Annotated in this window: 16 protein-coding genes and 1 riboswitch; of the genes, 12 read left to right on the top strand and 4 right to left on the bottom strand. The window is 69.1% G+C overall.

Annotated elements, in window-relative coordinates; genetic code table 11:
• The first annotated feature begins 137 nt into the window (after nt 1–137).
• From RBJ65_RS20900 to RBJ65_RS20855, 10 genes are all read left to right on the top strand, one after another.
• Entirely contained in the window at nt 138–746 is a 609-nt protein-coding gene (locus tag RBJ65_RS20900) for a CDP-alcohol phosphatidyltransferase family protein (protein ID WP_306322630.1), read from the top strand.
• Nucleotides 747–859: 113 nt separating this feature from the next.
• Entirely contained in the window at nt 860–3,355 is a 2,496-nt protein-coding gene (locus tag RBJ65_RS20895; protein WP_306322629.1) for a mannose-1-phosphate guanyltransferase, read from the top strand.
• Nucleotides 3,356–3,443: 88 nt separating this feature from the next.
• Nucleotides 3,444–4,352 (top strand): DUF881 domain-containing protein, encoded by a 909-nt coding sequence (locus RBJ65_RS20890; protein ID WP_306322628.1) that lies wholly within the window; start codon nt 3,444–3,446, stop codon nt 4,350–4,352.
• Nucleotides 4,349–4,681, top strand: coding sequence for a small basic family protein (locus tag RBJ65_RS20885; RefSeq protein WP_266722032.1), 333 nt, complete (start codon nt 4,349–4,351; stop codon nt 4,679–4,681). Before RBJ65_RS20890 ends, RBJ65_RS20885 begins: the two co-directional genes overlap by 4 nt.
• 5 nt (nt 4,682–4,686) lie before the next feature.
• Nucleotides 4,687–5,637 carry a DUF881 domain-containing protein gene (locus tag RBJ65_RS20880; RefSeq protein ID WP_306322627.1) on the top strand — a complete coding sequence of 317 codons (951 nt, stop codon included), beginning with the start codon at nt 4,687–4,689 and terminating at the stop codon, nt 5,635–5,637.
• An 82-nt stretch (nt 5,638–5,719) separates the two neighbouring features.
• Nucleotides 5,720–6,670, top strand: a complete 951-nt coding sequence (locus RBJ65_RS20875; protein ID WP_306322643.1) for an FHA domain-containing protein — start codon at nt 5,720–5,722, stop codon at nt 6,668–6,670.
• Between the two features lie 27 nt (nt 6,671–6,697).
• The gene (locus tag RBJ65_RS20870; protein WP_306322626.1) at nt 6,698–7,435 is read left to right on the top strand and encodes a MerR family transcriptional regulator; all 738 of its coding nucleotides are present in this window, start codon (nt 6,698–6,700) and stop codon (nt 7,433–7,435) included.
• Nucleotides 7,436–7,521: 86 nt separating this feature from the next.
• Complete coding sequence (locus tag RBJ65_RS20865) at nt 7,522–7,995, top strand: bifunctional nuclease family protein (protein ID WP_005475662.1); 474 nt, start codon at nt 7,522–7,524, stop codon at nt 7,993–7,995.
• Nucleotides 7,996–8,188: 193 nt separating this feature from the next.
• Nucleotides 8,189–8,809, top strand: coding sequence for a MerR family transcriptional regulator (locus tag RBJ65_RS20860; RefSeq protein ID WP_306322625.1), 621 nt, complete (start codon nt 8,189–8,191; stop codon nt 8,807–8,809).
• A 70-nt stretch (nt 8,810–8,879) separates the two neighbouring features.
• A complete protein-coding gene (locus RBJ65_RS20855; RefSeq protein WP_306322624.1) occupies nt 8,880–10,286 on the top strand; it encodes a DNA polymerase IV in 1,407 nt (468 codons plus the stop codon).
• Here RBJ65_RS20855 and RBJ65_RS20850 read toward each other — a convergent pair.
• Nucleotides 10,253–10,636, bottom strand: a complete 384-nt coding sequence (locus RBJ65_RS20850) for a PRC-barrel domain-containing protein (protein WP_306322623.1) — start codon at nt 10,634–10,636, stop codon at nt 10,253–10,255. The genes RBJ65_RS20855 and RBJ65_RS20850 overlap by 34 nt on opposite strands.
• A 174-nt stretch (nt 10,637–10,810) precedes the next feature.
• Nucleotides 10,811–10,906, top strand: a riboswitch (glycine riboswitch).
• Nucleotides 10,907–11,091: 185 nt separating this feature from the next.
• Between RBJ65_RS20850 and gcvP the strand changes: the two genes are divergently transcribed.
• Complete coding sequence (gcvP, locus tag RBJ65_RS20845; protein ID WP_306322622.1) at nt 11,092–13,977, top strand: aminomethyl-transferring glycine dehydrogenase; 2,886 nt, start codon at nt 11,092–11,094, stop codon at nt 13,975–13,977.
• A 57-nt stretch (nt 13,978–14,034) separates the two neighbouring features.
• Here the strand turns inward: gcvP and RBJ65_RS20840 are convergent, their stop codons facing one another.
• Both RBJ65_RS20840 and RBJ65_RS20835 read right to left on the bottom strand, forming a co-directional pair.
• A complete protein-coding gene (locus RBJ65_RS20840) occupies nt 14,035–14,235 on the bottom strand; it encodes a DUF5999 family protein (protein ID WP_306322621.1) in 201 nt (66 codons plus the stop codon).
• A 392-nt stretch (nt 14,236–14,627) separates the two neighbouring features.
• On the bottom strand, nt 14,628–15,212 hold the full coding sequence (locus tag RBJ65_RS20835) for a hypothetical protein (protein ID WP_306322620.1): 585 nt from the start codon (nt 15,210–15,212) through the stop codon (nt 14,628–14,630).
• Between the two features lie 589 nt (nt 15,213–15,801).
• Between RBJ65_RS20835 and RBJ65_RS20830 the strand changes: the two genes are divergently transcribed.
• Nucleotides 15,802–17,322, top strand: a complete 1,521-nt coding sequence (locus RBJ65_RS20830; RefSeq protein ID WP_306322619.1) for a glutamate-cysteine ligase family protein — start codon at nt 15,802–15,804, stop codon at nt 17,320–17,322.
• 38 nt (nt 17,323–17,360) lie between these two features.
• Here the strand turns inward: RBJ65_RS20830 and RBJ65_RS20825 are convergent, their stop codons facing one another.
• Nucleotides 17,361–19,124, bottom strand: coding sequence for a substrate-binding and VWA domain-containing protein (locus RBJ65_RS20825; protein ID WP_306322618.1), 1,764 nt, complete (start codon nt 19,122–19,124; stop codon nt 17,361–17,363).
• Nucleotides 19,125–19,157 lie beyond the last annotated feature (33 nt).

The following is a 19,157-nucleotide window of genomic DNA, read 5'->3' as shown; positions in this document are numbered from 1 at the left end:
ATAGAGAAGCCCGGGCCGGGTTACGGTCCGGGCTTTTCTGCGTTATGGCATCAGGCCGCCCCCCTCGCTCTCGTCGGCTGACGCTGAGGGTAAAGTCAGGGGGCATCGTTGGTTCGTTCCCCACAGGAGGCCCCCGGGTGGAGGTCCAGGAGACCCGTGTTCAGACGGACAGGGTCCTCACCATCCCGAACATCCTCAGCATGGCGCGTCTCGTCGGCGTGCCCCTCTTCCTGTGGCTCATCCTGCGCCCTGAGTTCGGGGGCCCCAAGAGTGACGGCTGGGCGCTGCTCGTGCTGGCTCTGAGCGGCGTGAGTGACTATCTCGACGGGAAGCTCGCGCGGCGCTGGAATCAGATCAGCAGCCTCGGTCGGCTGCTCGATCCCGCCGCCGACCGCCTCTACATTCTGTCCACCCTGGTTGGATTGACCTGGCGCGACATTCTTCCCATTTGGTTGACCGCCGTACTTTTGGCGCGAGAACTGGTTCTTCTGGTGATGGTGGGGATCCTCAGGCGTCATGGCTATCCGCCGCCTCAGGTGAACTTCCTCGGGAAGGCCGCGACCTTCAACCTGATGTACGCCTTCCCCTTGCTGCTGCTGAGTGACGGATCGGGTTGGATCCATGAACTCGCTGCTATTTTCGGATGGGCGTTCGCTGGATGGGGTACGACGCTGTACTGGTGGGCAGGGATCCTCTACGTGGTGCAGGTCCGCCGGCTTGTCAGGGCGGACTCCATGGCCGATTGAGCTCGCCATTGCGCGTTGGCAGAGGCCAGAAGGCCCGCCGCTGACCACCGCGGGCTATTCCGGACGGGCGAAGTCGGCAAGACCGTCGTCTCTTCAAGGAGGACGCTTCCGACATGAAGGCCGTCGTGATGGCCGGAGGCGAAGGCACCCGCCTTCGCCCCATGACCTCGAGTATGCCCAAGCCGCTCCTGCCCGTGGCCAATCGGCCGATCATGGAGCATGTGCTCAGGCTGCTCAAGCGGCATGGGCTCAGCGAGACCGTGGTCACCGTGCAGTTCTTGGCCTCACTGGTCAAGAACTACTTCGGGGACGGCGAAGAACTGGGGATGGAGCTCACCTATGCCAACGAGGAGAAGCCACTCGGCACTGCCGGCAGCGTAAAGAACGCTGAGGAAGCGCTGAAGGACGATTCTTTCCTCGTGATCTCGGGTGACGCGCTCACCGATTTCGACCTCACCGAGCTCATCGAATTCCACAAGGAGAAGGGTGCGCTCGTCACGGTCTGTCTGACGCGTGTGCCCAATCCGCTGGAATTCGGTATCACCATCGTCGACGAGGAAGGAAAGGTCGAGCGCTTCCTCGAGAAGCCGACCTGGGGGCAGGTCTTCTCGGACACGGTGAACACGGGCATCTATGTCATGGAGCCCGAGGTCTTCGAATACGTCGAGGCCGATGTCCCGGTCGACTGGTCGGGGGACGTCTTCCCGCAGCTGATGAAGGAAGGCAAGCCCATCTATGGCTATGTCGCCGAGGGTTACTGGGAGGACGTCGGCACACACGAGAGCTATGTGAAGGCCCAGGCCGACGTGCTCGAGGGCAAGGTCGACGTCGAACTCGACGGGTTCGAGATCTCGCCGGGTGTCTGGGTCGCCGAAGGCGCCGAGGTGCATCCGGACGCCGTGCTCCGTGGGCCGCTCTACATCGGTGACTACGCCAAGATCGAGGCCGATGTCGAGATCCGCGAGCACACGGTCGTCGGCTCGAACGTCGTCGTGAAGAGCGGGGCGTTCCTGCACAAGGCCGTGGTGCACGACAACGTATACATCGGGCGGCACTGCAATCTGCGGGGCTGCGTCGTCGGCAAGAACACCGACATCATGCGGGCCGCGCGGATCGAGGACGGCGCCGTCATCGGGGACGAGTGCCTGGTCGGCGAGGAGTCGATCGTCCAGGGCAACGTGCGGGTCTATCCGTTCAAGACCGTCGAGGCCGGCGCGTTCGTCAATACGTCGGTGATCTGGGAGTCGCGGGGGCAGGCGCACCTGTTCGGGGCCAGGGGAGTCTCCGGGATCCTGAACGTCGAGATCACGCCCGAGCTGGCCGTGCGGCTCGCGGGGGCGTACGCGACGACGCTCAAGAAGGGGTCGACCGTCACGACCGCGCGTGACCACTCCCGTGGTGCGCGTGCGCTCAAGCGGGCCGTCATCTCCGCGCTGCAGGCCAGTGCCATAGACGTACGGGATCTGGAGAACGTGCCGTTGCCCGTGGCGCGGCAGCAGACCGCGCGGGGCAGTGCCGGCGGGATCATGATCCGTACGACGCCGGGGGTGCCGGACTCCGTCGACATCATGTTCTTCGACGAGCGCGGGGCCGACCTTTCGCAGGGCAGTCAGCGGAAGCTGGACCGGGTGTACGCGCGGCAGGAGTACCGCAGGGCGTTCCCCGGGGAGATCGGGGATCTGCACTTTCCTTCGAGCGTTTTCGACTCGTATACAGGGTCGTTGCTGCGGAACGTCGATACGACGGGGATCGCGGAGGCCGGGCTCAAGGTGGTCGTCGACGCGTCCAACGGGAGTGCGGGGCTTGTGCTGCCCAGCCTTCTGGGGCGGCTTGGTGTCGACTCGTTGACCATCAACCCCGGGCTCGACGAGTCGCGGCCCACGGAGACGGCGGACGCCCGCAGGGCCGGGCTCGTACGGCTCGGAGAGATCGTGGCCTCGGCGCGCGCCGCGTTCGGGGTGCGGTTCGATCCGGTAGGGGAGCGGCTGTCGCTCGTCGATGAGAAGGGGCGGATCGTCGAGGACGACCGGGCGTTGTTGGTGATGCTCGATCTTGTCGCCGCCGAGCGGAGGAGTGGGCGGGTCGCGCTGCCCGTGACCACCACGCGTATCGCCGAGCAGGTGGCGGCGTATCACGGGACGCAGGTCGAGTGGACGACCACGTCGCCGGACGATCTGACGAGGGTCGGGCGTGCGGACGGGACCATCTTCGGTGGCGATGGGCGGGCCGGGTTCCTCATCCCCGAGTTCAGCAGCGTGTTCGACGGGGCGGCGGCCTTTGTGCGGCTGATCGGGCTCGTCGCGCGTACGCAGTTGACGCTCAGTCAGATCGACGCGCGGATCCCCAGGGCGCATGTCCTCAAGCGGGATCTGGCGACGCCGTGGGCCGTCAAGGGGCTCGTCATGCGCCGTGTCGTGGAGGAGGCCGGCGAACGGTCCGTGGACACGACGGACGGTGTGCGGGTCGTGGAGGCCGACGGGCGCTGGGTGATGGTGCTGCCCGACCCGGCAGAGGCCGTCACCCATTTGTGGGCCGAGGGGCCCGACGACGCCTCCGCCCAACAGCTGCTCGACGAGTGGTCGGCCGTCGTGGACAGCGCCGGTCGCTGACCCGGATATCCGCTGCTCCGCGCCCATTTCGGGCGCGGAGCAGCGGGCCAGTGGGGCCATTGGGAGGTAGCGGCCACGACGTGCGACGATGTGCGGCATGCCGCAGCAGCCCCCCAATCGGAGCACCCCAGAGCGCCCCTCGCGCCCCGACGCCTCCATGTCGCTGCTGACCAACGTCATGGACCACAGCCTGGACGACGGATACGCGGAGGCCGCGGCACGCAAGAAGGCCGCGGGCCTGAGCGGCATGCCGAAGACGCTGCGGGCGAAGCTGGGGCTCGCGGCCGGGCTCGTACTCGCCGCGCTGGTGGTGACGGTGGGCGCGGCGCAGGCACGTATCGCCGCGCCTGTGATGGCCAAGGAGCGCGAGGAGCTCATCGACCGCATCGACCAGGAGACCGAGTCCGCCGACACGTTGGAGGGCCAGGTCGACTCGCTGCGGGGGCACGTGGGGGACATGCAGCGTGAGGCGCTGAAGAAGCACGGCGGTGAGCAGGGGGAGTTGGCGGGGGTGCTCTCGGGCGCCGTCGCCGTGCACGGCCCCGGGGTGAAGCTCGTCGTCGACGACGCCAAGTCGGCCACCACGGGCGAGGGCAGCGGCCCACGTGAGAGCAATGGTTTCTCCGACACCGGGCGGCTGCGCGACCGGGACATGCAGCGGGTCATGAACGGCCTCTGGCAGTCCGGCGCCGAGGCCATCAGTATCAACGGGCAGCGCCTCACCTCGCTGTCCGCGATCAGGGCCGCGGGCGACGCGATACTGGTCGACAACAAGCCGCTGGCGCCGCCGTACACGGTGCTCGCGGTGGGGGACGGGCAGCGGCTCAGCACCCGGTTCCAGAACAGTCCCGACGGCCTGTACCTGCACGCGCTGCAGGAGAACTTCGGGATCAGGACCAGCATTTCGGCCCAGGACGACGTCAAGCTTCCGGCCGCCCCCAGCGTGATCGTACGTACAGCACAGCCGAGTGATGAAGAGCAGAAGGGCACATCGTGATCGCCGTACTGGGACTCGTCGTGGGAGTCGTGGTCGGGCTTTTCGTCCGGCCAGAGGTTCCGGCGGTCGTCGAGCCTTACCTTCCGATCGCCGTCGTCGCGGCGCTCGACGCGGTGTTCGGCGCGCTGCGCGCCATGTTGGACGGGATCTTCGACGACAAGGTGTTCGTCGTCTCCTTCCTGTCGAACGTGGTCGTGGCCGCGCTCATCGTCTTCCTGGGCGACAAGTTGGGCGTCGGCGCGCAGCTGTCCACCGGTGTCGTCGTGGTGCTCGGCATCCGCATCTTCTCCAACGCGGCCGCGATCCGTCGGCACGTGTTCCGGGCGTGAGGCCGATGAGCAACGACGAGAACGCAGAACACCCCGCAGAGCAGCCCGCAGAGAACCGCGAGGACGGGCGGGACGTGCAACCTGACGGCGACGTCGAGCAGTTGCGCAAGGAGCTGCCGGCCGAGGTTCCGGCGGAACCCGAAACGCCGGAGGTGGAACCGGAGCCGGCGCGGCAGCCCGAGCCCGAGTCCGTCTCGGTGGAACCGGCGGCCGACGCCGTCGAGCCCGAGCTGACCGGGCGGCAACGGCTCGTGAAGGGTCTGTGGCCGCCGCGCGCGTCGCGCGCCCAACTCATCATGGCTGTGCTGCTGTTCGTCCTGGGGCTCGGGCTCGCCATCCAGGTGCGGTCCACCAGCGACAACAGTGCCCTGCGCGGTGCGCGTCAGGAAGATCTCGTTCGCATCCTCGATGAACTGGACGATCGAACTCAGCGTCTTGAGGATGAGAAGCAAGGTCTCGAGGACCAGCGCACCGAGCTGGAGAGCAGTTCGAACCAGGCGAACGAGGCTCGCAAGCAGACGGCCGAGAAGCAGAAGCAGCTCGGCATTCTGGCGGGCACCGTCGGCGCGCAGGGCCCCGGGATCAACATGACCGTCACCGACACGAAGGGGGCCGTGGAGGCGGACATGCTGCTCGACGCGGTCCAGGAGCTGCGCGCCGCCGGCGCGGAGGCGATCCAGGTGAATGACGTCCGCGTCGTGGCCAACACGTATCTGACGGACGGAAGCGGCGGGAAGGGGGTCAGCGTGGACGGGCACGAGATCAGCCAGCCGTACCGATTCAAGGTCATCGGCAAGCCGCAGGACCTCGAACCGGCCCTGAACATTCCCGGAGGTGTCGTGCAGACGCTGGAGAAGGAGCAGGCCACGACGGTCGTGAGCCGCTCGAACAAGATCATTGTGGATGCCTTGCGGTCGGCGCAACGGCCTGATTACGCTCGGTCGTCCTCGGAGTGAGGCGGGGGTGCATGGTGGATACCGTGCGAGGGCATGACGTTGCGGGGGGTCGCCGCAGCAAGGGTGGGGTGCGTGGTGGAAACTGTTTGGCGGATACGGACGTTGTGAGGGTGTCCGTGTCAATGATGTACGCGATGTACGCCGATGTGTGCAGTCAGGGTTCGTCCTGCCCCACGGGCGGGTCTGTTTCGGTCAAGGGGAATCGCCCGTGAAGTTGTTTGCGAAGTTGTTCGGCAAGAGCGCACGTGAGGACAACCGTCACCGTGCGCCGCGCCAAGGAGACGCACCGGAGACGCAGGTGGGCGAGCGCCCCCTGTTCCGCGACCAGGTCGGCGGAGACAATTCGGGCGGACAGGGCGCGTCGTCTGTTGACCCTGCCGGTTCCGGCCGCATAGGTTTCGGAGAACCGTCAACCTCAAGTACGGGTGGAGGGTTGACCCCCGACCCGTACGCGTCCCACGCCCCCGCGGGGCAGCCGCGGCAGGAGGATCCGTCCATGTCGGCCCTGGTGTGTACGAGGTGCGGAAACCGGAACGGGGAGAACAGCCGGTTCTGCTCCAATTGCGGTGCTCCGCTGCGCGGCGGTGCGTCGCCGGAGGGGCCGTCCGAGACGACGTCCACGATCTCGATCTCGGGTCTGGAGTCCTACGACCCGGAGTCGACCGGTCAGACGCAGCTCCCGGCCCTGTCCCCGGAGGCCCAGGCCGCCGTGGACGCGCTGCCGCTCGGCTCGGCGCTCCTGGTGGTGCGGCGCGGCCCGAACTCGGGCAGCCGCTTCCTCCTGGACGGCGAGCTGACCACCGCGGGGCGGCACCCGCAGAGCGACATCTTCCTGGACGACGTGACCGTGTCGCGCCGCCACGTGGAGTTCCGTCGCGTTCAGGACGGCTCGTTCACCGTCGCCGACGTCGGCAGCCTCAACGGCACGTATGTGAACCGTGAGCGGATCGACTCGGTGTCGCTGAACAACGGGGACGAGGTGCAGATCGGCAAGTACCGGCTGGTGTTCTACGCGAGCCAGCGCGGTATCTGAACCGTCCGCGACCCTTCAGGAAGGTCCATGCTGCACACGACGAGTGGCGGTGCCCCAGGAGGCACAGGAGGCACCGCCACCACGGACAGTCGGCTGATGAGCATCGGCACCGTACTGAACGTGCTCCGAGAAGAGTTTCCCGAAGTCACCATTTCCAAGATCCGGTTCCTGGAGTCCGAGGGCCTCGTCGAGCCGCGGCGCACGCCCTCGGGCTACCGCAAGTTCAGCTCGGACGACGTGGACCGGCTCGCCCATGTGCTGCGCATGCAGCGGGACCACTATCTGCCGCTGAAGGTCATCAAGGAGCAGCTCGACGCCCTGGAGCCGGGCGAGAGCCTGCGCGTGCCCGCCCCGGGACGCCCCGGTGACGCGGAGGACGGCATCGAGGTGCCGACCGCCGCCCGGGTCGGCCGGGACGAATTGCTGGCCGCCGTCGGTGTCGAGGAGCAAGAGCTCGACGAATGGGAGTCGTACGGGCTCCTCACGCCCCTGCAGGACGGTGGCTACGACGCCTCCGCCGTGTCGGTCGCCGAGCTGATCGGCGAGCTGGGCCGCTTCGGCATCGAACCCCGGCACCTGCGGGTCATGCGGGCGGCCGCGGACCGGGAGGCCGGCCTGGTGGACCAGGTGGTGGCCCCACTGAAGGTGCACAGGAACCCGCAGACGCGGGCCCATGCCGAGGCCCGTGCCAAGGAGCTCGCAGGCCTCACCGTGAAGCTGCACTCGGCACTTGTGCAGACCGCGCTCGGGGTGCGTCTGCCCTGATCGTGGGCGCGGGTGAGCGCCGATGGCCCGGCCCTCGGTGGATGCCCGACTACCCAAACCGGCCGGGCACGTCCTAGGGTTGCTGTGTGAACGAGCTCGACGTCGTAGGTGTCCGGGTCGAAATGCCCTCCAACCAACCGATCGTGCTCCTGCGTGAAGTGGGAGGCGACCGGTACCTCCCCATCTGGATCGGACCGGGGGAGGCGACCGCGATCGCCTTCGCCCAGCAGGGCATGGCGCCCGCGCGTCCGCTGACGCACGACCTCTTCAAGGACGTCCTTGAAGCGGTCGGCCAGGAGCTCACGGAAGTGCGCATCACGGACCTGCGCGAAGGCGTCTTCTACGCGGAGCTGGTGTTCGCGAGCGGGGTCGAGGTCAGTGCCCGCCCGTCCGACGCCATAGCCCTGGCGCTGCGCACCGGAACGCCGATCTTCGGTAGTGACGGGGTCCTGGACGACGCGGGGATCGCGATCCCCGACGAACAGGAGGACGAGGTGGAGAAGTTCCGCGAGTTCCTCGACCAGATCTCCCCCGAGGACTTCGGGACCAACAGTCAGTGACCGCCCGGCCGACGGTCGGGCTCCGGCCGTCGAGCGGCGGCGCCCTCAAGACATTCGGCTAGCCTTTCCCCGCGGTGGGTCACGGGAAACCACTCTTAGGGTGATTATCACTCGGCGTGCCTAGTGTGGCGTTCGTTGACGCACCCCCTGTGACTGCCTACCGTCGATGAGGCAGGTCAAAGAGGAGGTCGGCGTGAGAAGCAGCGGCGACGGTACGGCGACGGGCGGTCCGTACCTGTTTCACGGCAGCGCGGCCGATCACACTCCGCAGCGCCCGCAGGCCGTGCCTGTGGTGGCGGGGGAGAGCGGCGCTGTCGCTCGTGAGCAGGTGGGGTACCGGGGGCCGACGGCATGTGCGGCGGCCGGCATCACCTACCGACAGCTCGACTACTGGGCCAGGACCGGCCTGGTCGAACCCAGCGTGCGTTCCGCCTACGGGTCGGGGACGCAGCGGCTCTACAGCTTCCGGGACGTCGTCGTCCTCAAGGTCGTCAAGCGTTTCCTGGACACGGGCGTCTCGCTGCAGAACATCCGGACCGCCGTGCAGCACCTGCGCGAGAGCGGCTTCCGGGACCTGGAGCGGATGACGCTGATGAGCGACGGCGCGACCGTGTACGAGTGCACGTCGCCCGACGAGGTGCACGACCTGCTCCAGGGCGGCCAGGGAGTCTTCGGCATCGCTGTCGGTGTGGTCTGGCGGGACGTCGAGGCCGCGCTCTCGCAACTGCACGGCGAGCGCCTCGACACCGGGGAGACGGTCGTGCCGCCGAACCCGGCCGACGAGCTGGCGAGGCGGCGCAACCGGGCCGTGTGACGCGACCCGTGCGGCCGCCGTTTCATGGCGCACGGCCGCATTGTCAGTGGCGTAGGGCAGCATCGGACATGTGAGAACCGCGCCCACGATCCTGCATCTCGACATGGATGCCTTCTACGCCTCGGCGGAGCAGGCAGCCAAGCCGAGCCTGCGCGGGAAAGCCGTCGTCGTGGGCGGGCTCGGTCCGCGCGGGGTCGTGGCCACGGCGTCGTACGAGGCGCGGAAGTTCGGGGTGCACTCGGCGATGCCGATGGGGCAGGCGCGCAGGCTCGCCCCGCACGCCGCGTATCTGGTGCCGCGGTTCCGGCTCTACCGGGCGATCAGCGAGCAGGTGATGGGGCTCCTGGGCGCTCTCTCGCCGTTGGTGGAACCCCTGAGCCTCGATGAGGCGTTCGTCGATCTGGAGGCCGGTGAAGCGGCTTGGGACGCCGATTCCGCCGAGGCGGTGGGGCGGCGGCTGCGGGACGACATCCGGCGCGTGACCGGATTGACCGGATCCGTGGGGCTCGCCGCGTCCAAGATGCTCGCGAAGATCGGCTCGGAGGAGGCCAAGCCGGACGGGCTCGTGCTCATACGCCCCGGCACCGAGCGCGCGCTGCTCGGGCCGCGGTCCGTGCGCATCCTGCCGGGCGTCGGGCCCGCGACCGGGGACCATCTGCGGCGGGCCGGGATCCTCACCGTGGAGGAGATCGCCGGGGCCGGGGAGGACGAGATGGTCCGGCTGCTCGGGAAGGCGCACGGCAGTCACCTTTACGAGATGGCGCTCGCGCGCGACGAGCGTCCTGTGGTCGCTGAGCGGGATTCCAAGTCGGTGTCCGTGGAGGACACGTACGACGTGGACATTCACGACCGGGTGCGGGTGCGGATGGAAGTGCGCAGGCTCGCCGACCGGTGCGTGGAGCGGCTGAGATCCGCCGAGCGGTCGGGGCGGACCGTGGTGCTCAAGGTGCGGCGCTACGACTTCTCCACGTTGACCAGGTCCGAGACGCTGCGGGGGCCCACGGACGATCCGGGGGTCGTGCGGGAGGCCGCCGCGCGGTTGCTGGAGTCCGTGGACACGACGGGAGGCGTGCGGTTGCTGGGGGTCGGCGTCAGTGGGCTCGCCGACTTCACGCAGGAGGACCTGTTCGCGCAGTTCGCTGCCGCGGAGGAGGAGGCCGAGGCCGCTGCCGGGGAGCCGGAGGGGACGGCCGTCGCCCCGGTCGAGGCGGCGGAGGAGGCCGAGGCCGAGCCGGAGCACGTGGAGCGGCGGTGGCTGGCGGGGCACGATGTGCGGCACGCCGAGTTCGGTCCTGGGTGGGTGCAGGGGAGCGGCCTCGGGCGGGTGACCGTGCGGTTCGAGACGCCGTACGACGCGGTGCGGGGGCGGGTGCGGACGTTTCGGGTCGATGATCCGGAGCTGGTGCCGGCCGAGCCGCTGCCGCTCGTCGAGGGGGCCGAGGATCAGGTCGGGTCGTCGTCGGCGCCCGCCACGTGACCGAAGGAGACGTCAGGGGAGGGGGAGTCCGCCGGTGCCGTGATGTTCAGGCCGTAGTGGTGGTAGAGCTGGAGCTCCTGCTCCGGGGAGAGGTGGCGGCCGACGCCGAAGTCGGGGGCGTCCTTGATCAGGGAGCGCTCGAAGGGGACGTGCAGCGTGCCCTCCACGAGTTCGCTGGGCTCGAGCGGGACGAAGGCGTCGCGGCTGAACAGGCCGGTTCGTATCGCGGCCCACTCCGGGACGCCGGTGGCGTCGTCCAGGTACACCTCGTCGATGGTGCCGATCTTGGCCCCGTTGCGGTCGAACGCCTTGCGGCCGATCAGATTGCGCGGATCGACATCGGTCTGCACGGGTCCTCCAACTGATCGAGACGATCCTGATCGCGATGATCATGAGGATCGTGGTGATCGAAGTGATCGCAGTGATCGCAACTGGTCTGTAAGCACTACGAAAGAGCACATTCAGGAAGGTGGCCACTCGAGGGCTTGGGGCAAGTAGCCGCTGGTAGGCTGGCAGATGGCTGTTGACCCCGTGCGGGAGAGTCTTCCGACGGTTGTCGGGGGCGCCGAAGGAGCAAATCCTCCCCGGAATCTCTCAGGCCCCTGTACCGCACGGACGAGGTCACTCTGGAAAGCAGGGCGGGGTGCACGGTTTCCGCTCTCACCGACGGTGCAAGCCGGTGTGTTCCGTGTTCTCGCGGGGTGGGCCGGTGAAGCTCTCAGGTTGAGATGACAGAGGGGGAGGCCGTCCGGGTACCCGCGCCGTGGTGCCCCTCGTAGGTCCAGGTGACCAGGAGGCCTCCGCAATGACCGCCAACCGTATTCCGCTCTCCCAGTTGGAGCGAGGAATCCCCTTCGAGCAGCGTCACATCGGTCCCGACGACGCCGCTCAGGCCAAGATGCTCGCGCAGGTCGGCTACGGCTCGCTCGACGAGCTGACCGCGGCCGCGGTGCCCGATGTCATCAAGAGCGCCGAGGCGCTCGACCTTCCGGCCGCCCGCAGCGAGGCCGAGGTGCTGGCCGAGCTGAAGACACTCGCCGAGCGCAACGACGTCCTCGGTTCGATGATCGGGCTCGGCTACTACGGGACGTTCACGCCGCCCGTCATCCTGCGCAATGTCATGGAGAACCCGTCCTGGTACACGGCGTACACGCCGTACCAGCCGGAGATCTCGCAGGGCCGCCTGGAGGCGCTGCTCAACTTCCAGACCATGGTCGCCGAGCTGACCGGCCTGCCCACTTCGGGTTCCTCGCTGCTCGACGAGGGCACGGCCGCCGCCGAGGCGATGGCGCTTTCGCGCCGCGTCGGCAAGGTCAAGAACGGTGTCTACGTCGTCGACGCCGATGCCCTGCCGCAGACCATCGCCGTGATCGAGACGCGCGCGGAGCCGACCGGTGTCGAGATCGTCGTCGCCGACCTGAGCGAGGGCATCCCGGCCGAGGTCGCCGAGCGCGGGGTCGTCGGTGTGCTCGTGCAGTACCCGGGCGCCTCGGGGGCTGTCCGGGACATCAAGCCCGTGATCGAGCAGGCGCACGAGCTGGGCGCGATCGTCACCGTCGCCGCCGATCTTCTCGCTCTTACGCTGCTGGCCTCGCCCGGCGAGCTGGGTGCGGACATCGCCGTCGGTACGACGCAGCGCTTCGGTGTGCCGATGGGCTTCGGCGGTCCGCACGCCGGATTCATGGCCGTGCGCGAGAAGTTCGCGCGTTCGCTGCCGGGCCGCCTCGTCGGTGTCTCCGTGGACGCCGACGGGAACAAGGCGTATCGCCTCGCGCTGCAGACGCGTGAGCAGCACATTCGCCGTGAGAAGGCGACCAGCAACATCTGTACCGCGCAGGTGCTGCTCGCCGTCATGGCCGGCATGTACGCCGTGTACCACGGGCCCGACGGCCTCAAGTCCATCGCGCGGCGCACCCACCGGTACGCCACCGTGCTCGCGGCCGGGCTCACGGCGGGCGGCGTCGAGGTCGTGCACGGCGCGTACTTCGACACTCTCACCGCGCGGGTGCCCGGCAAGGCCGCCGAGGTCGTCGCCGCCGCGCGCGAGGGCGGCGTCAACCTGCGCCTCGTAGACGCCGATCACGTCTCGGTCGCCTGCGACGAGACGACGACGCGGGACCAACTGGGCGCGGTGTGGGCGGCGTTCGGCGTCGAGGCGGACATCGAGGCGCTGGACGCCGAGGTCGCGGAGGCGCTGCCGGGCGGGCTGCTGCGCGGCGACGACTACCTGACGCACCCCGTCTTCCACCAGTACCGCTCCGAGACCGCGATGCTGCGCTACCTGCGCAGGCTCGCCGACCGCGACTACGCGCTCGACCGCGGCATGATCCCGCTGGGCTCCTGCACGATGAAGCTCAACGCGACGACGGAGATGGAGCCGGTCACCTGGCCCGAGTTCGGCCAGCTGCACCCCTTCGTCCCGGCGGAGCAGGCGCAGGGTTACCTGACGCTCATCCGTGAGCTGGAGGAGCGGCTCGCCGAGGTCACCGGCTACGACAAGGTGTCGCTGCAGCCCAACGCCGGTTCGCAGGGCGAGCTCGCCGGGCTGCTCGCGGTCCGTGGCTACCACCGGGCCAACGGCGATGACCAGCGCACCATCTGCCTCATCCCGTCCTCCGCGCACGGCACCAACGCCGCGAGCGCCGTGATGGCCGGCATGAAGGTCGTCGTCGTGAAGACCGCCGACGACGGCGAGGTCGACATCGAGGACCTGCGCGCCAAGATCGAGCAGTACGCCGAGCAGCTCGCCGTCCTGATGATCACGTACCCGTCGACGCACGGCGTCTTCGAGGAGCACGTCGCCGACATCTGCGCCGCCGTGCACGACGCCGGCGGTCAGGTCTACGTCGACGGCGCGAACCTCAACGCCCTTGTGGGCCTTGCCAAGCCGGGCCGGTTCGGCGGCGACGTCTCGCACCTGAACCTGCACAAGACGTTCTGCATCCCGCACGGCGGCGGCGGTCCCGGCGTCGGCCCGGTCGGCGTCCGCGAGCACCTCGCGCCGTACCTGCCGAACCACCCGCTGCAGCCCGCCGCCGGTCCTGAGACGGGTGTCGGCCCGATCTCCGCCGCGCCGTGGGGCTCCGCCGGGATTCTGCCGATCTCCTGGGCGTACGTACGTCTGATGGGCGGCGAGGGGCTGAAGCGGGCCACGCAGGTGGCCGTGCTGTCGGCGAACTACATCGCCAAGCGGCTCGAGCCGCACTTCCCGGTGCTCTACACCGGGCCGGGTGGGCTCGTCGCGCACGAGTGCATCGTCGACCTGCGGCCGCTCAGCAAGGCGACGGGCGTGAGCATCGACGATGTCGCCAAGAGGCTCATCGACTACGGCTTCCACGCGCCGACCATGTCGTTCCCGGTCGCCGGGACGCTGATGATCGAGCCGACGGAGAGCGAGGGCATCGAGGAACTCGACCGGTTCTGCGACGCGATGATCGCGATCCGCCGCGAGATCGAGCGGGTCGCGTCCGGCGAGTGGACGGCCGAGGACAACCCGCTGCGGAACGCGCCGCACACCGCCGGGATGCTCGGTGGCGAGTGGGAGCACGCGTACAGCCGTGAAGAGGGCGTCTTCCCGGCCGGGGTGGCGGCCTCGGACAAGTACTGGCCGCCGGTGCGCCGCATCGACCAGGCGTTCGGCGACCGGAACCTGGTGTGTTCCTGCCCGCCGCTCGACGCCTACGAGGGCTGACGACGGCAGAAGGGGGCCGTACGACCACCGGTCGTACGGCCCCCTTCGCGTAGGTCCCTACGCCGCCGTGACCACCCTGCCCAGTGGGCGGTGCGGGGCGATGATCGTGCCGTTGGGCAGCAGCTCGCCGGTGTCCTCGAAGAGCAGGACGCCGTTGCAGAGGAGGCTCCACCCCTGCTCGGGGTGGTGAGCGACGGGAAGCGCGGCCTCCCTGTCCTCGGATTCCGCTGTCGGGCAAGGTGGCTGGTGCTGGCACATGGATGGGATCTTTCGCTGCGAAGTTATCTCGATGATGTCGGCGTTGCCGGTCGTGCTGTTCCTGCTCGTGCTGTTCCTGCTCGTACTGTTCCTGCTCGTCGTGCTGCGGCTTGAAGGCTTGTTCATCGCCGCACCCCCGTTGTCGTGAGTTCTGGAACCCAGTGTTGCCCTGTGGGCGTCAATCCGCAGGTATTTCGTTGCAGCGGTCCTTATGGATTGAAGACGCATCACCCGTGCGGACGGTTCAGCCCAACTCGACTCTCCCCATGGGTGGTTCGGAGTGACCGGTACGGGCTAGTCCACTCGGACAGGGCTGTGCCCCGCGACCGGACGGCGGACGGTGCGGGGCACAGGCATATGCGACCGGAGCCGTCGGCGGGCCCCGGTCGGGTTCAGGCGAGCAGACCCGCGGGGGCCGGCGTGAGGCGGTGCGTGAGGACCGGCAGGAGTTCGGCCACCCGGTGCGGGCGGTGCGGGGCGATGCCGGGCGGTGCGGGTGCCAGCGGGACGAGGATGTCGTCGGCCGCCGGCTGGCCGACCGTCGGGTCGGCGGCGTGGTTTCCGTGCAGCCACAGCGTCAGCATGTAGAGCTCGGGCACCGAGAGCAGCCGCGGCTGGTAGGCCTGCGGCAGCGACTCAGCCTGGAGCAGGGCCCGTTCGGTGGACCTGACGTAGGGGCCCTCGAAGAAGTGCGAGAAGGCCCAGCCGTCCGGCGTGAGCCTGGTGTCGGCCGCCGCCACCGCGCGCTCCCCGCAGCGGATCAGGAAGCGCCAGCCGGTGAGGCGGGTCCTGGACGGCCCTGTGGCCTCGGTGATGTGGTCCAACACGTGGAGGGGCAACGGGAGTTCGGGGGTGGCGGGTCCCTGGGCGGAGCGCAGGGACGGGGTGCGCGCCTCGCGGACGGCGGTGGGGGAACCGAGGGCCGTGAGTACGGTGCGCAGGGCGGGCGCGGGAGCCGGTGGGACGTGCAGCGGCATGGTGGGTCGCCTCTCATTCGACAGGCACATGTTGCGAGGGCGGTGCGGGACGAGCGGACGGCGCTGTCTGCTGCGGATGCACTTGGGTGCTACGGGTGTACGGGGGTACTGCGGGTGTACTGGGGTACTGCGGGTGTACTCGGGTACACGGACGGGGCAGTGGCGGCGGGGGTCCGGTTCTCGCCCGGGCCGCGGGCGTCAACTCTCCGTCTCGCCAGCGGAGTTTATACGACGCGTGTTCTCAGAGTGTTTCGGCTAGCACCGCGGGCGGATATCGCAAGGTGCTATTCGGGCGCGGTTTCCATGGGGTTTTGTGGGCTAACCTCCCCATTTTCGCCGGACCGGTCCCGCGTGACCTCGATGTCTTTCGGTCAAGCGGTCGGCCTGTTCTTGTCGGCGTTTTTTACCAGGGCCGCGAGCGATGGAATCTTCGAGGGGCCGCATGCCTAAGGAATGTGCCCGTGGGTAACTCCCTTGAGGGTACTGCTCCGTGGGCCCGCGCGGACGTTATCGATCACATTGCTTGGGCATCATCCTCCGTGACACGCGGCCGGGTGGGCGGGCTGCCCATGTGAGGAGGGACGCTTCCATGGGGGACAAGGTCGTTGCGGACGCGGTCGACCTGGCCGATCCGCGGCGCTATCGGGAGAAGCTCAAAGAGTGCCTGGAGGGGCTCGGGCGACTGCTGGACGAGAAGCGCTTCGACCGTCCACAGAATCTCATGGGTCTGGAGATCGAGCTGAATCTCGCCGGGCCCGACGGGCTGCCGAGAATGATGAATGCGGAAGTACTGGAGCGCATCGCGAGCCGGGATTTCCAGACCGAACTCGCCATGTTCAATCTCGAAGTGAACATTGCCCCGCACCGGCTCGGCGGACGCGTTCTCGACCAGCTCGCCGAGGAACTGCGCACCGGTCTCGGATATGCGCACAGGAAGGCCAACGAGGTCGATGCCGGCATCGTGATGATCGGCATTCTGCCGACGCTGGGCGCGGCCGACCTGGTCTCCGCGAACCTGTCGGACGTCGACCGTTACACCCTGCTCAACGACCAGATCACGGCCGCGCGCGGCGAGGACTTCGCGCTCGACATCGCCGGTGTCGAGCGGCTGACCTGCACGTCCTCCTCGATAGCGCCCGAAGCGGCGTGCACCTCCGTGCAGTTGCACCTTCAGGTGACGCCGGGGCGCTTCGCCGATGTGTGGAACGCGGCGCAGGCGGTGGCCGGCGTACAGATCGCGCTCGGCGCCAACTCGCCGTTCCTGTTCGGCCGTGAGCTGTGGCGCGAGTCGCGGCCGCCGCTGTTCCAGCAGTCCACCGACACCCGGCCGCCGGAGCTCGCGGCGCAGGGCGTGCGGCCGCGCACCTGGTTCGGGGAGCGCTGGATCGACTCCGCGTACGACCTCTTCGAGGAGAACCTGCGGTACTTCCCGCCGCTGCTGCCCATCCTCGACGACGAGCGGCCGCTCGACGTGATCGCCAAGGGCGACACCCCGAACCTCGCCGAACTCGTCCTGCACAACGGCACGGTGTACCGCTGGAACCGGCCCGTGTACGGCATCGCGGACGGCGTCCCGCACCTGCGCGTCGAGAACCGGGTGCTGCCCGCGGGGCCCACCGTCGTCGACGTCGTCGCCAACTCCGCGTTCTATTACGGCGTCGTACGCGCGCTGGCCGAGGACTCCCGGCCCGTGTGGTCGCGGCTGCCCTTCGAGGCGGCCTCCCGCAACTTCGACGCGGCCTGCCGGTACGGCATCGACGCGCGCCTGGAGTGGCCGCGGCGGGGCCGGTTCGGCGGCACGGAGCGGGTGCCGGCGGTGCACCTCGTGCGGGACGAGCTGCTGCCGCTCGCGGCGGCCGGGCTCGACGCGTGGGGCGTGGAGCCGGCCGACCGGGATCTGTACCTGGGCGTGATCGAGGAGCGCTGCCGGCTGCGGACCAACGGCGCGGCGTGGCAGTCGGCGACGTACCACCGGGCGCTGGAGAGCGGCCTCGGCCGGGACGCGGCCCTCGCGGCGACCACGCGCCGGTACTGCGAGCTGATGCATCGGGGCGATCCGGTGCACGAGTGGCCGGTGGGGCTGCCGGAGCCGGCGGTTCCGTTGGGGTGATGGTTGGCGGTTGACGGGTGACGGGGCGGTGAGGTGGGTCAGTCGGATTTGGCGCCTGCGTCGATGATGGCCTTCAGGATGACCTGTTGGATGTCCGCCGGGTCGCTGACCTGGTGGCCTGAGCCGCCCGTTGCCTCGGCGATCTGCTCGACCTCCCGTTTGTCGGTGTCCGGGCCCACGGCGATGGCGATCAGGGGGACGGGGCGGCTGGGGTCGGTGAGGGCCTCGAGTTTTTTGACGAGGCTCTCGCGGGATATCGAGCCGTCGTCCTGGTTGACGCCATCGGTGACCACGACCACGGCGTTGAACATGCCCTTCTTGTACGTGGACGTGGCCTCCTTGTAGGCCGCGAGTGTCGTGTCGTACAGGCCCGTCGCCCCGCCCGGCACCGGCTGCAGCCCGGTGAACGCGGCCGACAGGCGGTCGCGTTGGGTGCTGGAGCCGACGTGGTCGCCGAGGCGCTGCGTCGGCACGAGCTTCTTGTAGTCGCGGTTTCCGTCGAGGAACGTGGCGAACTCCCACAGGCCGATCTCGTCCTCCGGCGTGAACGTGGAGAGGGCCGCCAGCATCGACGCCTTCGTCACCTCCATGCGGGACTCGCCGCGGCTCGGCACGATGTTGCCCATCGAGGCCGAGGCGTCCACGACCGTGGTGATGCGGGCGCTCTGCACCGTGATCGTCCACATGCCGAGGGTCTCTTCGAGCTGCTGCTCGGTGGGCGCCTTGGCCGCCACGCGCGCGTACGGCTGCGGGGCGCGGCCGCCCGCCCGCGACACGACCGTCGCGGGGGACCGGTCCCCGTCCGTACGGAAGCCGTGCTTCTCCAGGATGCGGCGGCCCTCGTCGTCGCCGAGCAGCGTCATGAAGCGGACCGCGGCCCGGCTCTCGTCGGTGCTCAGTGTGTCCTCGCCGACCAGCGAGAACGGGTAGTCGAGGGCGGGGGAGCCGTCCTTCGGGTAGAAGAGGTCGACCGAACCCGCGCTGCCCGCTTCCTTGTTGTGCGCGTACGCGGCCTGTTCGGACAGGATCAGCGCCGAGTTGCGGCGCGGGTTGCCCTGCTCGGTGCCCGAGTTGTCGCGCGGCACCGTGTCCATGAGCTGCGTATCGCTGTCGGACGTGCGCTCGGAGAGGGCCTTCGCCATGGAGGCGGCCTGCGTGTCGTCCCCCTTGCCGGAGGCGGCCGCCAGCTTGGTCAGGGCGAGCAGCCCGCTGGCGCTGCGCGCGGGGTCGGCGGCGCCGAGGCGCAGCTTGTCGCTCTGCAGCGCGGCGCCCGTCAACTGGGCCCAGGTGTACGTCTTCCGGGGCCAGCCGAACGACTTCGCGGCCGAGGGCACCATGCCCACGCCGATCGGCGACGAGGCGACGTTGCCCGCCGGGGTGATCTGCGTGGCCCCGGTGTCCGCGGTGACCCGCTGCACCCATACGTCCGAGTCCGGCACCCACACCTGGTAGTCGGAGGCGCCCTTGCCCGCGCGCAGGGTGTCCGCCACCTTGTACGCGTCGCGGGCGGTGACGGCGATGTCGAGGCAGTTGCCGTCGGAGGTGATCTGCTCGCGGCGGGCGTGCTCCGCGGTCTCGCGCAGCGCCGGTGCCATGTCGGGCGAGGCCACCACGTCGAGGTGCACCTCGTCCTCGCACCCGTCGCCAAGGCCGAGCAGATCGGGCCGGAAGAAGGCGGCCGTGCCCGCCCCGACGACCAGGACGAGGGCGGTCGCGATGGCTACGGTGCGGCCGCGCGAGCGGGGACGGGGTGCGGCGTCGGCCGTCCCGTACTCGTCGGGCATGCTGCTGTGACGTCCCATGGCGGTGGAGCCCCTCCCTGAGCCACAAAGGCA

This window comes from Streptomyces sp. KL109B, from assembly GCF_030766935.1.
In the GTDB taxonomy this organism is placed as follows: Bacteria; Actinomycetota; Actinomycetes; order Streptomycetales; family Streptomycetaceae; genus Streptomyces.
The sequence above is the reverse complement of the archived record's forward strand: the minus strand, read 5'-3'. Positions and strand labels throughout refer to the sequence as shown.

Coding starts and splice junctions, on each gene's coding strand:
- RBJ65_RS20830 (WP_306322619.1), top strand. CDS start 15,802: ATGGGGGACAAGGTCGTTGCGGACGCGGTCGACCTGGCCGATCCGCGG.
- RBJ65_RS20895 (WP_306322629.1), top strand. CDS start 860: ATGAAGGCCGTCGTGATGGCCGGAGGCGAAGGCACCCGCCTTCGCCCC.
- RBJ65_RS20835 (WP_306322620.1), bottom strand. CDS start 15,212: ATGCCGCTGCACGTCCCACCGGCTCCCGCGCCCGCCCTGCGCACCGTA.
- RBJ65_RS20825 (WP_306322618.1), bottom strand. CDS start 19,124: ATGGGACGTCACAGCAGCATGCCCGACGAGTACGGGACGGCCGACGCC.
- gcvP (WP_306322622.1), top strand. CDS start 11,092: ATGACCGCCAACCGTATTCCGCTCTCCCAGTTGGAGCGAGGAATCCCC.
- RBJ65_RS20840 (WP_306322621.1), bottom strand. CDS start 14,235: ATGTGCCAGCACCAGCCACCTTGCCCGACAGCGGAATCCGAGGACAGG.
- RBJ65_RS20890 (WP_306322628.1), top strand. CDS start 3,444: ATGTGCGGCATGCCGCAGCAGCCCCCCAATCGGAGCACCCCAGAGCGC.
- RBJ65_RS20880 (WP_306322627.1), top strand. CDS start 4,687: ATGAGCAACGACGAGAACGCAGAACACCCCGCAGAGCAGCCCGCAGAG.
- RBJ65_RS20870 (WP_306322626.1), top strand. CDS start 6,698: ATGCTGCACACGACGAGTGGCGGTGCCCCAGGAGGCACAGGAGGCACC.